Origin of the sequence: Nocardioides sp. NPDC047086 (assembly GCF_040643685.1) — a bacterium.
Taxonomy (GTDB): domain Bacteria; phylum Actinomycetota; class Actinomycetes; order Propionibacteriales; family Nocardioidaceae; genus Nocardioides.
Genome location: NZ_JBEYUV010000019.1, coordinates 17,888 through 30,800 on the forward strand (window position 1 = coordinate 17,888; position 12,913 = coordinate 30,800).

11 protein-coding genes are annotated in these 12,913 nt (G+C 69.8%); 7 read left to right on the forward strand and 4 right to left on the reverse strand.

All coding sequences use genetic code 11. The features are described from left to right. Positions 1-128: 128 nt before the first annotated feature. Positions 129-2,450 (forward strand): molybdopterin cofactor-binding domain-containing protein, encoded by a 2,322-nt coding sequence (locus ABZ796_RS15110; protein ID WP_357337865.1) that lies wholly within the window; start codon positions 129-131, stop codon positions 2,448-2,450. An 8-nt stretch (positions 2,451-2,458) separates the two neighbouring features. Next, positions 2,459-2,950: a (2Fe-2S)-binding protein gene (locus ABZ796_RS15115; RefSeq protein ID WP_357337867.1), complete on the forward strand. Its 492-nt coding sequence runs from the start codon at positions 2,459-2,461 to the stop codon at positions 2,948-2,950. Positions 2,951-2,964: 14 nt separating this feature from the next. On the opposite strand, the gene ABZ796_RS15120 is transcribed toward ABZ796_RS15115, so the two are convergent. Further along, on the reverse strand, positions 2,965-6,420 hold the full coding sequence (locus ABZ796_RS15120; RefSeq protein ID WP_357337869.1) for a PQQ-binding-like beta-propeller repeat protein: 3,456 nt from the start codon (positions 6,418-6,420) through the stop codon (positions 2,965-2,967). Here ABZ796_RS15120 and ABZ796_RS15125 point away from each other — a divergent pair. Continuing rightward, a complete protein-coding gene (locus ABZ796_RS15125) occupies positions 6,357-6,617 on the forward strand; it encodes a hypothetical protein (RefSeq protein WP_357337975.1) in 261 nt (86 codons plus the stop codon). The genes ABZ796_RS15120 and ABZ796_RS15125 overlap by 64 nt on opposite strands. Positions 6,618-6,637: 20 nt before the next feature. Here the strand turns inward: ABZ796_RS15125 and ABZ796_RS15130 are convergent, their stop codons facing one another. After that, positions 6,638-6,943, reverse strand: a complete 306-nt coding sequence (locus tag ABZ796_RS15130) for a thiamine-binding protein (protein ID WP_357337871.1) — start codon at positions 6,941-6,943, stop codon at positions 6,638-6,640. Between the two features lie 87 nt (positions 6,944-7,030). Here ABZ796_RS15130 and ABZ796_RS15135 point away from each other — a divergent pair, with 87 nt between their 5' ends. Together ABZ796_RS15135 and ABZ796_RS15140 are read left to right on the forward strand one after the other, a co-directional pair. Next, positions 7,031-7,258, forward strand: a complete 228-nt coding sequence (locus ABZ796_RS15135; RefSeq protein ID WP_357337872.1) for a hypothetical protein — start codon at positions 7,031-7,033, stop codon at positions 7,256-7,258. Beyond that, positions 7,255-7,941 (forward strand): hypothetical protein, encoded by a 687-nt coding sequence (locus ABZ796_RS15140; RefSeq protein WP_357337873.1) that lies wholly within the window; start codon positions 7,255-7,257, stop codon positions 7,939-7,941. The genes ABZ796_RS15135 and ABZ796_RS15140 overlap by 4 nt, the downstream gene beginning before the upstream one ends. Before the next feature lie 358 nt (positions 7,942-8,299). Here the strand turns inward: ABZ796_RS15140 and acnA are convergent, their stop codons facing one another. Further along, the gene (gene acnA / locus ABZ796_RS15145; RefSeq protein WP_357337875.1) at positions 8,300-10,987 is read right to left on the reverse strand and encodes an aconitate hydratase AcnA; all 2,688 of its coding nucleotides are present in this window, start codon (positions 10,985-10,987) and stop codon (positions 8,300-8,302) included. A 254-nt stretch (positions 10,988-11,241) separates the two neighbouring features. Between acnA and ABZ796_RS15150 the strand changes: the two genes are divergently transcribed. Then, on the forward strand, positions 11,242-11,613 hold the full coding sequence (locus ABZ796_RS15150) for a hypothetical protein (RefSeq protein ID WP_357337877.1): 372 nt from the start codon (positions 11,242-11,244) through the stop codon (positions 11,611-11,613). After that, positions 11,600-12,025 (forward strand): hypothetical protein, encoded by a 426-nt coding sequence (locus ABZ796_RS15155; protein ID WP_357337879.1) that lies wholly within the window; start codon positions 11,600-11,602, stop codon positions 12,023-12,025. Before ABZ796_RS15150 ends, ABZ796_RS15155 begins: the two co-directional genes overlap by 14 nt. On the opposite strand, the gene ABZ796_RS15160 is transcribed toward ABZ796_RS15155, so the two are convergent. After that, entirely contained in the window at positions 12,022-12,867 is an 846-nt protein-coding gene (locus tag ABZ796_RS15160) for an arylamine N-acetyltransferase (RefSeq protein WP_357337880.1), read from the reverse strand. The two genes, ABZ796_RS15155 and ABZ796_RS15160, sit on opposite strands and share 4 nt — an antisense overlap. Between the last annotated feature and the right edge of the window lie 46 nt (positions 12,868-12,913).

Below are 12,913 nucleotides of genomic sequence, written 5' to 3' on the forward strand. Positions count from 1 at the left end.
CCATCCAGGTTGTCGCGCCCTCACACATTTCCCGACGCGCCCTTCCCAACCGAGATCTGGCTGGTGAATCGTGCTATGTGTCGGGGGTCACAAAACTCGGACCCTGCCCACGCCAGGAGTGAATACACATGGGGACGCACAACCCGGAAGGCCCTGCACGGGTCTCCAGACGATCGTTCGTCGGATACGTCATCGGCGGCACCACGCTCATCGCAGCCGCAGACCTGGGCCTGAGTCCGTCGGCCGCCCAGGCCGCACCGGTGCCGTCGGTGCCACAGGTCCCCGAGCTCTATGACCTCAACGACTTCCTCAGCCACTGCGCGATGCCGACCTCGAACCTGATCGCGATCGAGGTCGACGAGAAGGGGCACGCCCACTTCGCGCTGCCACGGATGGAGGTCGGACAGGGCATCACCACGGCCGTGGCCATGCTGATCGCCGACGAGCTCGACCTCCCGGTCGACCACGTGCACGTCACCCTCGCGCCGGCCCGTCCCGAGCTGCTCTTCAACCAGCTGACCGGCGGCTCCAACACGATCATCTCGATGTACACCCCGGTCCGCGTCGCCGCCGCCATCGCCCGCAAGGCGCTGTTCGAGGCCGCCGCGATCCTGCTCGGCACGACCGTGGCACAGCTGGTCGCCAAGGGCGGCGTGATCAGCGTCCCGGGTGGGTCCTCGGTGACGTACGGAGAGGCGGCGGCCAAGGCGGCGAAGCCGACGACCGAGAAGGTCGAGGTGGAGCTGAAGAAGAACTCCGAGCACGCCGTGGTCGGAAAGCCCCATCGCCGCGTGGACGCGCGCGAGGCCGTCACCGGCAAGAAGAAGTTCGCGATGGACCTCGACGTCCCGGACGCGCTGCCGACGATGGTCTGCCGCGCACCCGAGCTCAACGGCACGCCGGAGTCGATCAACAACAAGGGCGACGTCGAGACGATGCCCGGCGTCACCCACGTCGCGATCATCCCCACCGGCGTCGCGGTCCGGGCCAAGACCTTCGGGCAGTGCATCGACGCCGTACGCGCGCTCGACGTGACCTGGAACTCCGGCACCGTGACCACGATGTCGGCCAAGGACATCCGGGCAGAGCTCAAGGCCGGCCAGATCCCGCTGGCGGTGCCGAAGCTGGGGGCGACCTCGGTCGACGGCGAGTTCACCTTCCACTTCCGCAGCGGATCGGCCCTCGAGCCCAATTGCGCCGTCGCCGACGTACGTGACGGGAAGGCCACCATCTGGGGCGGGCTCAAGTCGCCGATCACCGCCCAGGAGAAGATCGCCGCGGCCCTTGGTCTGGCGCCGACCGACGTGACGGTCAACGTCGTCCAGGGCGGTGGCTCCTTCGGCCGCAAGCTGTTCTTCGACGCCGCTCTCGAGGCCGCGCACGCGTCGAAGGCGTTCGGGGCGCCGGTCAAGCTGATGTGGCACCGTGCCGACGAGCCGCGCCAGGGCCGGGTGCACCCGATGGCTGTGTCCCAGGTCCGGGCGACCGTGCTGGCCGGCAACGTACTCACCTTCGAGCAGCGCCACGCGAGCGTGGCCTGCGACTTCACCCATGGGCTCGGGGAGCGGCTGACCGCCGAGGTGGCGGCGCTGCCGACCGGTCTGTCGAACCTCGCCTTCTCGGAGACGATCTTCATGCTCGCCACCGAGCTACCCTACAACTTCGGGGTCGTCACCCAGCTGCTCAACGAGCCGAAGCCCGCGGTCGACCGGTTCAACACCAGCTCGGTGCGCAACATCTACTCCCCCGATGTCGCCACGGCCAGCGAACTGATGGTCGACCAGCTCGCCAAGAAGCTGAAGCAGGACCCGGTCGCTTTCCGACGCAGGTACCTCAAGAGCGACACCGTCAAGCGGGTGCTCGACCGTGCCGCCGAGCTCGGCGACTGGGGCCGCTCGATGCCCGCCGGCACGGCGCAGGGCATCGCCATCCACAAGGAGTACAAGGGTGCCACGGCTGTCCTCGTCGAGATCGACTGCCGTCCCGAGACGGTCAACCGTGAGGTGCGCGACGCGGTCACCGGACCGCGGGTCACCAAGGCCGTCGTCGTCGCGGATGTCGGCCTGGTGATCAACCCGGCCGGGGTGAAGGCCCAGATGATGGGCGGTTTCTCCGACGGCATGTGCCAGGCGCTGACCTACAGCAACCACCTGGTCGGCGGCCAGTTCCTCGAGGCCAGCTGGGACAACTCGGCCTACACCCGCCAGTGGAACACGCCGTTCGAGTTCGAGTGCGAGGTGATGGAGTCGCACGGCAGCCAGCCGGGCGGGGTCGGCGAGGCGGGTGTGGCCGCTTCGATGGCCGCCGTCGCCTGTGCCTACGCCCGCGCGACCGGCGAGGTGCCGAAGGAGTTTCCGATCAACTTCCACGAGCCGCTCCACTTCGAGCCCAAGTCCTTCATCCCGTCCGTCCCCGAGTCGCCGACCGACGGCCTCGCCTACACGTTCTGAGGTCTTCGATGCCTTCTCACACCTTCCAGCTCAACGGCGAGACCGTCACCGTCGAGGTCGAGGACGACGTACGCATCCTGTGGGTGCTGCGCGACATCCTCGGGGTCACCGGCCCGAAGTACGGCTGCGGCATCAACGTCTGCAAGGCGTGCACGTCGCACATCAACGGCAAGGCGTTCAACCCGTGCTCGGTGCGGGTCGCCGACCTCGGCACCGACGACGAGATCACCACCATCGAAGGGCTCGCCGACACCGCTCCGGGCGACGGCCTGCACCCGATGCAGGAGGCCTGGCTCGAGCACGACGTCGCCCAGTGCGGCTACTGCCAGCCCGGTCAGATCATGACCGCGGTCGCCCTCGTCAACAAGGTCCGCGAGGAGGGCCGCGCCATCACCGAGGCCGACCTCGACACGATCCGCAACGTCTGCCGCTGCGGGACGTACTCCCGGATCCGCGAGGCGATCAAGACCGGACAGGACGCGATGGCCCGCGGTCTCTAGGCCGGGGCGGTCACTCACTCCTCGCGGCAGACGGGCTGCCGGGGCTCGTCGGGCAGGAACTCGTCCCACTCCTCCTCGCTCAGGTCCCGGCCCGCCATCTGGCAGGCGAAGTCGATGGCACGGTCCACATCGGTCTCCCACCGAGAGACCGTGCCGCCGTACGTCGCGATGGCCACGTCGTGGCTGTCGCCGATGAACCGGGCGCTGGCCGGCAGCGGGTCGCCCTGGTGGGGTGGACGGACGGTGCCCAGCAGCTCCAGCGTCTCCGCGTCCCACAGGCTGACCCCGCCGTCGTCGGCGGCGGAGACGAGCAGCTCCCCGTCCTCTGAGTAGTCGAGCCAGAGCACGGCCGCACCGGCGCCGGTGGATCGCTGCAGCGTCTCCCCGGTCGAGACATCGGTGATCACGATGTCGCCGGTGTCCCCCGCCGCGGCGACCACGGAGCCGTCAGGCGAGGCGACGGAGGCGTACCTGACGAAGTCCAGGCTCCCCTCGGTCCGGACCTTGCCGGTCCGTACGTCGATCACCTGCCAGCGCTCGGCGGTGCCGTCCGGAGTTCCGGCGCCGACCAGCGCCGTGCTCCCGTCCCCGATCGGGACGATGGCGGAGCCGGGGATGTCGAGCCGGTCGCTGCGCGGCCGCAGGGTCCGGGCATCGACGAGGACGGTCCCCTTCATGCCACTGACGAGCAGGCTGCGCCCCTCCTCGACGTACGCCAGGGAGACGATGTCTCCCTCCAGGTCCTCGCGCCTCTCGACGGTGCCGGTGGCGGGGTCCAGCACGACTGCTTCGCCGCACTCGCCCGTCACGCAGGATGCGACGTACCGCTCCCCGTCGGGGTGCCAGGTGCCGCTGCCCCAGGGACCTGCGATCACCGGGACTCGCGCGGGCGGGGTGCTCTTCCCGGTGGCGGTGTCGACGAACCTGACCCATCCGGTGTCCCCCTCGGTCCAGCTGTAGGCCACCCGGGACCCGTCCGGGGAGAGGTCGGCGTGCGCGTAGGCCTCGGCGTCCTCGACCTGACTCGTACGCCGCAGGTAGGTCTCCTCCCCCGACAGATCCCGGGTGCGCAGCATCGTCGGGCCGCCGCCCTCGTAGACCAGGTCGCCGTCCGGGCTGAAGTCGATGCCCCACTGGGAGGTGGTCTGCCATCGTGCCAGCGGCTGGCCGGTGGCGGTGTCCCAGACGATGAGCTCGCCGTCGGCGGAGTGCGAGGCCACCAGCGATCCGTCGGGCGAGAACTGTACGTCGCGGACCCGGTCCTGGTGCCCTCGCAGCGTGCGGACGGTCGCCCCGTCGGAAGTACGCACCAGGAGCACGTTCCAGCTGCTCTCCGTGCGTTCCCTCATGTTCGCCTCGCCGGTGTCGGTGAGCGCCAGCAGGGTGCCCTCGGCGTTCAGGTCGGCGGCGGCGTACGACCTGATCTCCTCGCGCTGCCAGATCTGGTCCCCCGAGGCCATGTCGTAGGCCGTCAGCGGCCAGTCGCTGTAGAGGATCCGGCCGTCCCGGCTGAGCCCGGCTCCTGTCGGAACGGTGCCGGTCGGGATCCGGACGGGCTTCTTCGACGGCGCGCGGAGGTCCCAGACCAGCGTGTAGCCCTGGTCCTGCCAGTCGCCCGTCGTGGCCCAGCTGGACGGGTAGACGCTGCCTGCCAGGTAACGGCCTCCGGCGCTGAACCGGACGTCGACTCCCCAGACCTTCGTTCCTCCGGGGTAGGCCAGCTCGGTTGCCGGCTCCATCGTGCTCGTGTCCAGCAGACGCACCGGCTCCGTGGAGCCCTCGCCGTTGGGGATGACGGCGAGCTGCTTGCCGTCAGGGCTGAGCGCCGCGAGCAGCCACCCGGCCCCGGATGGCTGAGCCGGGTCGTAGGTGCCCAGCAGCCGGCCGGTGGCGGCCTCGTAGAGATGAGCCCGGTTCTGACTGTCCGTGGTGGTGATCAGGCGACCGTCGTTGCTGACGTCCAAGGTCTCCACGTAGCCCCCTTCGGCAGGCGCCGAACGGACGAGCTCGGGCCGCATCGCCAACGCGGCCACGAGGTTCGCCCGGGTCTCCGGCGAGTCATCCAGCCGCGCACCCGCGGCGGCGAGCAGCAACGAGAGGCTGAGGTCGTCGGCGAGCAGGGCCCGGGCCCCGACCCGCCGCGCGTCCGCGGAGACGGCGGCGTCCTCGGCCCGGGCGGCGTTCTCGGTCGCCCGGTCGGACTGGACGACCGCCAGGGCCCCGGCGACCAGCGCGACGACAAGGAGTACGGCGGCACCGCCCAGCGCCATCCGGAGCCGGCGGATCAGCCGGGCCTGCGCACGGGCACGCTCGAGGATGCTCCGCTGCTCGTCCTCGGCGTGGTGGGAGGAGGCCTCGAGGAACTCACGCTCGACGCCGGTGAGCGCGGTGTCCTTCCCGGCCCGCGACTCGAGCGCCCGGGCCAGACGTACACCGCGGTAGAGCTCGCTCTGCGGACGGCCGAGCGCCTCCCAGGCGTCGGCGGCGGCCGAGAGATGGTGACGGATCCGTTGGCCCTCGATGTCGTCCTCGAGCCAGCCGCGGAGCCGGGGCCAGGCTCGGGTGAGGGCCTCGTGAGTGATCTCGAGGGCGTCGTCGTGGCTGGTGACCAGCCGGGCGGCGACCAGCATCTCGATGAGCTGCTCGTGCTCGGGGTCGGTGCCGACCAGGCGGCGCGGGACCCGGGTGCGGACGGGTTCGCCCTCGGGTCCCGGCGAGACCAGACGCAGGACGAGGTCGCGCAGCAGGTACCGGCGTTCGGCCTCGACCTCGGAGTAGAGGCCTTCGGCCGACTGGGCCACGGCTCCGTTGATCCCGCCGCTCGCGCGATAGCCGGCCACGGTCAAGGTGTTTCCCTCGCGTCGTTTCCAGGTCTCCTGCAGCGCGTGGGACATCAGCGGAAGCGCCCCCGGGTCGTTGCCGACCTCGCGGACCAGGAGGTCGACCAGGCCGGGCTCGATCAGCAGGCCCGCCTGCCGCGCGGGTGTCTCCACCGCGGAGCGCAGGCCGTCCTCGTCCAGCCCACCGACCAGATACATCCCGCGCTCGACGAGCCGGCTGAACCCCGGGTGCGCGGCGAGGTCGGCCAGGTGATCGGCACGCAGTGCGACCACGATCGTCCGGCTCGGGGCCTCGGCGACCAGGGCGCCGAGGAACTCCCGCCGCTCCTCGGCGTCCTCGCACAGCGAGAACAGCTCCTCGCACTGGTCGATCAGCAGCGCCGCGCCGCGCGGGGCCTGCCCGAGGGCGGTCAACGACTCCATCGGGTGCGGGCCGGGTGCGATCGTCACGCTGGGCTGCCCGCGACCGCGCAGGGCCGCGGCCACTCCGGCCCGGAGCAGCGAGGACTTGCCCGGGAACGGAGACCTACACCGGGGCCACCAGCCCCACGACCAAGGAAGGCACCATGAACACCACCACCCACCGCACCGCGACCACCCTCGCTGCTGCCACCGCCGTTGCCGGTGCACTGACCATCATGTCCGCCGTCGCGCCCACCGCCGCCAGCGCACGCCGCGTCGACCCTGTCGTCGACCCGGCCGCGCGCTGCGCCGTCAGCACCGGCGACGCGTCGAGCACCGCCTCCATGGACATCGCCGAGATCGTCACGATGCTGAAGGTTCGGAGGGCGAAGTACCTCTTCGACCATCCGTACCTGCTCCGCTGAACCGCCCAGCTATCGCCCGGTCAGCGCTCTCGCAGCACCGACTCGATCCGCTCCACCTTGGCGCTCAGCTGGCCCTGGTAGCCGGGCCGGATATCGGCCTTGAGCACCAGCCCGACCCGCGGGGAGACGGCGGCGACCGCGTCGACGCACTGCTTGATGACACCCATGACCTCGTCCCACTCCCCCTCCAGGTTGGTGAACATGGCGTTGGTCTCGTTGGGCAGTCCGGACGCACGGACGATGCGGATCGCCTCGGCGACGGAGGCGGCCACCGAACCATCGGGGTCGTCGGTCGTTGTCGGGGCGATCGAGAAGGCGACGAGCATGTCGAGACACTATCCGAATGGATCATCGCGCTGCATATAGTGGCGCCGCCGGGGGCCGAAGGTGCCACACCCGGCGGGAAGGAACCGATGAGTGAGGGACTCGACCGGCTCGCTGCCACCTTGGGCGTGCCGGCCACGCGGCTGGCGCCGCTGGAGGCGTACGACGACCGGCAGCTGGGCAGGTTCGACGAGCTGACCCGGGGCGCGATGACCGCGGAGGACAAGGCCTTCGACGCCTCCCTCGACGAGGCGCTGAAGCTCGTGCCGAAGATGCTGCGCGGGGTCGTCCAGAAGATGCTCGGAGGTGCCCGATGACCGCCCTGACCAGCGCGCTGGAGATCACCAAGCTCGCCCATGAGATGCACGTGGACGAGGCCGAGCTCGCCTTCCTCGCCACCACCTCCCCCGACGATCTCCGGGACCTGCGCGGGATCGTCTCGCACGCGATGTTCAGCCGCCACGAGTCCCGGGTCAAGGGACTGGCGGCGGTCAGCAAGAAGCTCCCCGCTGCGGTCACCGCGAAGATCACCGAGATCGCGATGGGCCCCATGCTCAGCGCCCGGGTGGCTGCCGTGATGGATCCTGCCGACGCCGCGAAGCTGGCCGGCCACCTGAAGCCGGAGTTCCTCGCCGAGCTCTCCGTACACCTCGCCCCGAGCCGGGTCGAGGGCATCATCGCCAAGCTCGACAGCGCGCTGGTCGTCGAGGTCGGGCGCCTGCTGCTCGCCCAGGGCCACCTGATGGCGCTGGCCCGCTTCACCGGCGTGGTCAGCCCCGTGACCTCGCTCGAGGTCGTCGACGGCGCCTCGGGCGCCGAGATCCTCCAGCTCGCGCTCTTCATCGACGAGCCCTCCGTGGTCGACCCGATCCTCGCCGGCCTCCCCGACGAGACCGTCGCCGAGATCGCCGCCGCGACGGCCGAGCAGGGCGAGGCCGCCGACGCCCTCCTCTCCGCGCTCCACGAGGACAGCCGCGCCAGGATCGCCTCACTGACCTGAGCCGAGGCGTCAGGTACGTCGGCCGAGGCGTCACCCCCGTCGGTCGAGACGTCACCCCCGTCGGTCGAAGCGTCAGGCAGGTCGGCCGAGGCATCACCCGCGTCGGCCGAAAGGTCACCCGCGCCGGTCGAAGCGTCACTGCGGTCGACTGAGACGTCACTGCGTGCCACCTCGGCCCTCCTGACTGACATCTCGACCGACGTGCGCGACGCCTCGACTGACCTACCCGACGTCTCGGCCGACGTGCGCGACGCTTCAGCCGACCTGCCTGACGCCTCGCCCGACGTACCTGACGCCTCGGCGGGGTGGGGAACGGCCCGCCACCCTTTCGGGGTGACGGGCCGTTCGTGGGGTCAGGTCAGGCGTTGACCAGGCTGCGCAGGACGTACTGCAGGATGCCGCCGTTGCGGTAGTAGTTGGCCTCACCGGGGGTGTCGATGCGGACGACCGCGTCGAACTCGACACCGGTGTCGGTGGTGACCTTGACCGTCTTCGGGGTGACGCCCTCGTTGAGCGCGGTGATGCCGGAGATCGAGAAGGTCTCCTCACCGGTCAGGCCGAGGCTGTCGGCGTTCTGGCCCGCGGGGAACTGCAGCGGGATGACGCCCATACCGATCAGGTTGGAGCGGTGGATGCGCTCGAACGACTCGGTGATGACGGCCTTGACGCCCAGCAGGGAGGTGCCCTTGGCGGCCCAGTCGCGCGAGGAGCCGGAGCCGTACTCCTTGCCGCCGAGGACGACCAGCGGGGTGCCGGCCGCGGCGTAGTTCTGCGCCGCGTCGTAGATGAAGCTGACCGGAGCCTCGGGCTGGGTGAAGTCGCGGGTGTAACCACCCTCGGTGCCCGGGGCGACCTGGTTCTTGATCCGGATGTTGGCGAAGGTGCCGCGGATCATGATCTCGTGGTTGCCTCGGCGCGAGCCGTAGGAGTTGAAGTCACGCTGCTCGACACCGTGCTCGATGAGGTACTTGCCGGCGGGCGAGTCCTTCTTGATGTTGCCCGCGGGGCTGATGTGGTCGGTGGTGACCGAGTCGCCCAGCTTCAGCAGCACCCGCGCGCCCTCGATGTCGGTGACCGGGGCGGGGGCCTTGGCCATGCCGTCGAAGTACGGCGCCTTGCGGACGTAGGTCGACTCCTCGTCCCAGGTGAAGGTGTCACCGGTCGGGGTCGGCAGGTTCTGCCAGCGCTCGTCGCCCGCGAAGACGTCGGCGTAGTCCTTGGTGAACATGTCGGAGTCGATCGCGGTGGCGATGGTCTCCTCGACCTCGGCCGGCGAGGGCCAGATGTCCTTGAGGAAGACGTCGTTGCCGTCCTGGTCCTTGCCGAGGGAGTCCTCGAGAAGGTTGAGGTTCATGTTGCCGGCCAGGGCGTAGGCGATGACCAGCGGCGGCGAGGCGAGGTAGTTCATCTTCACGTCGGGGTTGATCCGACCCTCGAAGTTACGGTTGCCCGAGAGCACCGAGACGACGGCGAGGTCGTTGTCGTTCACCGCGGCGGAGACCTCGGGGATGATCGGGCCCGAGTTGCCGATGCAGGTCACGCAGCCGTAGCCGACGAGGTTGAAGCCGACCTTCTCCAGGTAGGGGGTCAGCCCGGCCTTGTCGTAGTAGTCGGTGACGACCTTCGATCCCGGCGCGAGAGTGGTCTTGACCCACGGCTTGCGGGTCAGGCCCTTCTCGACGGCCTTCTTCGCCAGCAGCGCGGCGCCGATCATGACCGACGGGTTGGAGGTGTTGGTGCAGGAGGTGATCGAGGCGATCGTGACCGCGCCGTTCTCCAGCTCGAACTCGGTGCCGTCGGCCAGCTTGACCGGGATCTTGGCGTCGGTCGCCGAGGTGTAGCTCGGCAGGTGACCCTCGAAGGAGGTCTTGGCGTCGGTGAGCTCGACGCGGTCCTGCGGGCGCTTCGGGCCGGCGATGCTCGGGACGACCGTGGAGAGGTCGAGCTCGAGCGTCTCGGAGTAGCGCGGCTCGGCGGCCGGGTCGTGCCAGAGGCCCTGCTCCTTGGCGTACTTCTCCACCAGCGCCAGCTGCTCCTCGGAGCGGCCGGTGAGCTTGAGGTAGTTGATGGTCTCCTCGTCGACCGGGAAGATCGCGACGGTGGAGCCGAACTCCGGCGACATGTTGCCGATCGTGGCGCGGTTGGCCAGCGGCAGCGCGGTCACGCCGGCGCCGTAGAACTCCACGAACTTGCCGACCACACCGTGCTTGCGCAGCATCTCGGTGATGGTGAGGACCAGGTCGGTGGCGGTCGAGCCCTCGGGCAGGTCGCCGTGGAGCTTGAAGCCGACCACGCGCGGGATCAGCATGGAGACCGGCTGACCCAGCAGCGCGGCCTCGGCCTCGATGCCGCCGACGCCGAAGCCGAGCACGCCCAGGCCGTTGACCATGGTGGTGTGGGAGTCGGTGCCGACGCAGGTGTCGGGGTAGGCCTGCAGCTCGCCGTCGACCTCACGGGTGAAGACGGTGCGGGCCAGGTGCTCGATGTTGACCTGGTGGACGATGCCGGTGCCCGGCGGGACGACCTTGAAGTCCTCGAACGCGGTCTGGCCCCAGCGCAGGAACTGGTAGCGCTCGCGGTTGCGCTCGTACTCGATCTCGACGTTGCGCTCGAAGGCCTCCGGGGTGCCGAAGACCTCGGCGATCACGGAGTGGTCGATGACCATCTCGGCGGGCGAGAGCGGGTTGATCTTGGTCGGGTCGCCGCCGAGCTCGGCCGCGGCCTCCCGCAGCGTCGCCAGGTCGACGATGCAGGGCACGCCGGTGAAGTCCTGCATGATCACGCGCGCCGGCGTGTACTGGATCTCCTTGTCGGGCTCGGCGGTCTCGTCCCAACCCGCCAGGGCCTTGATGTCGTCGGCGGTGATGTTCGCGCCGTCCTCGGTGCGCAGGAGGTTCTCCAGCAGCACCTTCAACGAGAAGGGCAGCGACGCCACGTCGAGGCCCTCACCCTTGACCGCATCCAGGCGGAAGATCTCGTAGGACTTACCGTCCACGTCCAGGGTGCTCTTGGCACCGAAGCTGTCCTTGCTGGCCAACGCGTTCATCTCCTTGCTCGCGTCCACAGTGACGTACGAATTCAAGTCTTTGAGGCCCATCCTGCCCCGGCTACCTACGCCGGGAAAACAAAGGCTCACCTAACCTTTTACGACGGACATGCCGTCGATCTCTTGATATCAAGATACATGATGTCGAACGACATTTCGAATCACCGCGGCGCGCCGCGTTGTGACCACCGCCGCTGACAGCGATCCTCGGATGCTCCATGATTGTCCCGACCCCGGATGAACTGAGGAGAGCCTTGAGCACCCTGATCGCCGTCGTGGCGCTGGTGATCGCCGTGGCCGCCGCGGCTGTCGCCTGGCGCCTGCGGCGCGCCAACAAGGCGCTGCGTGCCGAGACCATCGGTCTGCTGTGGCGGCTGGAGCAGGCCGACCTCTCGGCCCCGCGCACCGCCTACGCCGAGCTCCCGCCCGAGGACCGGCTGCTGAGCATCCGCATCCTCAACCCGCTCGAGCTGGCCTCCGCGCAGACCAAGGCGGCCACGATGCTGCACAGGGTGCGGCCGGCGCTGCTCTCCAAGATGGTCTACGACCAGGCCGCCGACTCGCTGCGCGAACGGCTCGCCGACGAGGGCGTCGTGGCGGAGGTCAAGGTCCATGCTGGTCGCTAGCCTCGCGCTGCTCGGCGTGCTCGGCACCGGCGTCGTCGTCGCGCTCGCCTACCTCGAGCAGCGTCGTCTGGAGCAGGCCCTGGAGGACGTACGCCTCGCCGACCTGAAGGCGCGCACGTCTCTCGCCGAGGCCGAGCGGGCCGCCGACTGGCTCAGCCCCATCACCGACCCGATCACGGGATCGTTCGCGGAGGCCACCCGGTCGGTGGCGGGAGCACTGGCCCGGGTGGTGCCCTACTCGGGACGGCGTACGCCACGCGTGCTCAACGCGATGCCGGCTGCCACGACCGGTGAGCTGCTCGGCACGCTCGGCCCGCACCTGGACGAGGCCGTCCTGGACCGTCGGCAGCTGATCACCGACCTCTCCGAGGACCCGACCATGGCGATGCAGATCGTCGTCGAGGAGCGTTAGCCGAGAGTGCCGAGCCGCTCGCGCAGGCGCGCCCGCTCGTCGTCGGTGAGCGGCACCTCGAGCTCCTCGACCCAGGCCATCGCCTCGTCCGGCCCGATCTCGCGGTGCTCGGTCTCCTCGCCCTCGCGGCGGATGGTGACGGTGTCGTTGGTGAGGCTGACGTGTCGGTCCTCGAGGAGCCGGGTCACGATCATCCGGTGACGGAAGTGCACCGTCGGGTGAGTGCTCGTGTAGTGGTGGCCGAGCGCGACGTCGCTGGGCACGACCAGCGCCTCGTCGTGGGTGTGCATCAGCTCCCAGCCGTCGTCCTTGCCCCGCTCCAGAGCCCAGCCGTGCTCGCTCCGTCGCACCCGGTGGGAGATGCCCCGGACCTCGTCGACCGCGCCGTCGGCCAGCGGGATCGGGCGCCACAGGCTCAGCCCGAACCCGGGATCGAGCAGCAGCCGCTCGCCGCCGTCCAGGCGATGTCCTGAGCTTGTCGAAGGGTCGGCAACGACCACGAGATGCGTACGTCCCGCCGCGGTAGGGTCGGGACCGACCCGGGCGAGCCTCCGCTCGACGGCGAAACCGAGCCGGTCCAGCACCGCACCGAGCAGCGTGCCGTGCTCGAAGCAGTAGCCGCCTCTCCCCCTGCCCGCGAACTTCGCCTGGACCTCGGGCAGGTCGACGCCGGGATGCTGGTCGAGCAGCACGTCGATGTTGTCGAAGGTGAAGGTGCGCAGGTGGGCGGCGTAGATCTCCTCCAGCGCCGCCCGCGACGGGCCGGACGGCTCGACGGCGCCGATCCGCTCCAGATAGGCGCTCAGGTCGAGCCGGTCGGTCCCCCACAGGTCATCGCTCACGGCAGCATCTCAACGCCGATGCCCCCGGCGCGCAACCGATATCCGC

What these genes read in the sequence shown, in the direction of transcription:
- ABZ796_RS15125 (WP_357337975.1), top strand. Translation starts at nt 6,357, where the DNA reads ATGAACACCACCACCCACCGCACCGCGACCACCCTCGCTGCTGCCACC.
- acnA (WP_357337875.1), bottom strand. Translation starts at nt 10,987, where the DNA reads ATGAACGCGTTGGCCAGCAAGGACAGCTTCGGTGCCAAGAGCACCCTG.
- ABZ796_RS15130 (WP_357337871.1), bottom strand. Translation starts at nt 6,943, where the DNA reads ATGCTCGTCGCCTTCTCGATCGCCCCGACAACGACCGACGACCCCGAT.
- ABZ796_RS15110 (WP_357337865.1), top strand. Translation starts at nt 129, where the DNA reads ATGGGGACGCACAACCCGGAAGGCCCTGCACGGGTCTCCAGACGATCG.
- ABZ796_RS15115 (WP_357337867.1), top strand. Translation starts at nt 2,459, where the DNA reads ATGCCTTCTCACACCTTCCAGCTCAACGGCGAGACCGTCACCGTCGAG.
- ABZ796_RS15140 (WP_357337873.1), top strand. Translation starts at nt 7,255, where the DNA reads ATGACCGCCCTGACCAGCGCGCTGGAGATCACCAAGCTCGCCCATGAG.
- ABZ796_RS15135 (WP_357337872.1), top strand. Translation starts at nt 7,031, where the DNA reads ATGAGTGAGGGACTCGACCGGCTCGCTGCCACCTTGGGCGTGCCGGCC.
- ABZ796_RS15155 (WP_357337879.1), top strand. Translation starts at nt 11,600, where the DNA reads ATGCTGGTCGCTAGCCTCGCGCTGCTCGGCGTGCTCGGCACCGGCGTC.